This window comes from Streptomyces sp. NRRL WC-3618, from assembly GCF_001280005.1.
Classification (GTDB): domain Bacteria; phylum Actinomycetota; class Actinomycetes; order Streptomycetales; family Streptomycetaceae; genus Streptomyces.
This window is the reverse complement of sequence record NZ_LGDW01000235.1, coordinates 1-1,283: the sequence shown is the minus strand read 5'-3', so window position 1 is coordinate 1,283 and position 1,283 is coordinate 1. Positions and strand designations below refer to the sequence as shown.

Sequence of the window (1,283 nt, the reverse complement as noted above, 5' to 3'; positions counted from 1 at the left end):
TTCAGTGAACAGGTGCTGGGTCTCCCCCTGCCCGTGGGAATCCGCCTCTGGGACGGCAGCACGGCCGGCCCCGAGGACGGGCCGGCCTTCGTCCTGCGTGACCGCGAAGCCCTGCGGCGTCTGCTGTGGCGGCCCGGCGAGCTGGGGCTCGCCCGGGCCTGGGTGGCCGGAGATCTGGAAGTCGACGGCGACCTGTACGAGCTGCTGAAGCGCATCTCGACGCTGGTGTGGGAACGGGACGAGCCCGGCAGCCGCACCGCGGCGTTCCGCCAAGCGCTGAGCGTGCTGACCACACCCGCCACCCTGCGTACGGTGAGCCGGACGCTCGGCCTCGCGGGGATGGGGCTCCCGCCGGCTCCGCCCGCCGAAGAGGTGGTGCGCCGTCGCGGTCCCGCGCACAGCATGCGGCGTGACAAGGCGGCCATCAGTCACCACTACGACGTGGGCAACGACTTCTACGCCCTGGTGCTGGGCCCCTCGCTCGTCTACTCCTGCGCCTACTGGCAGGGCGACCCGTCCTCCGGCTCCGGCGACACGCTGGAGCAGGCACAGGAGGCCAAACTGGACCTGGTCTGCCGCAAGCTCGCCCTGCGCGAGGGGCAGCGGCTGCTGGACGTGGGCTGCGGCTGGGGCTCGCTGGCCATGCACGCGGCCGAACGCTACGGCGTACAGGTCGTAGGGGTCACCATCTCGGTCGAGCAGGCGGCATTGGCACGCGAGCGTGTCGCCGCGGCGGGGCTTGAGCACCTGGTGGAGATCAGGGTGCAGGACTACCGGCAGATCGACGACTCCCCCTTCGACGCGATCTCCTCGATCGGCATGGCCGAGCACGTCGGCGGGAAGCGATACCGCGCGTACGCGGACATCCTGCACCAACTGCTGAAGCCCGGCGGGCGGTTGCTCAACCACCAGATAGCGCGGCGCCCTGTGCGGGACGAAGGGGAATACCGAATGGACCCCTTCATCGACCGGTACGTCTTCCCCGACGGCGAGCTGGCTCCCGTCGGCTCCACCGCGTCGCTGCTGGAGGAAGCGGGCTTCGAGGTGCGCGACGTCGAGGCCCTGCGCGAGCACTATGCCCTCACGCTACGTGAGTGGGTGGCCAACCTCGAAGCACACTGGGACGAGGCGGTCAAGCTGACCTCGCCCGGGCGGGCGCGGGTGTGGCGCCTGTATATGGCGGCCTCGGCGGTCGGGTTCGAGAACAACACGATGGGCGTCAACCAGGTGCTGGCGGTCAGGACCGACGGTGACGGCCGGTCCGGCATGCCGTTGCGCAGGGA

At 70.5% G+C, this 1,283-nt stretch carries 1 protein-coding gene; it reads left to right on the top strand.

The features are described from left to right. A partial coding sequence (locus ADL01_RS20295; protein ID WP_234354731.1) for a class I SAM-dependent methyltransferase occupies positions 1-1,283 on the top strand: 1,283 nt, incomplete at both ends.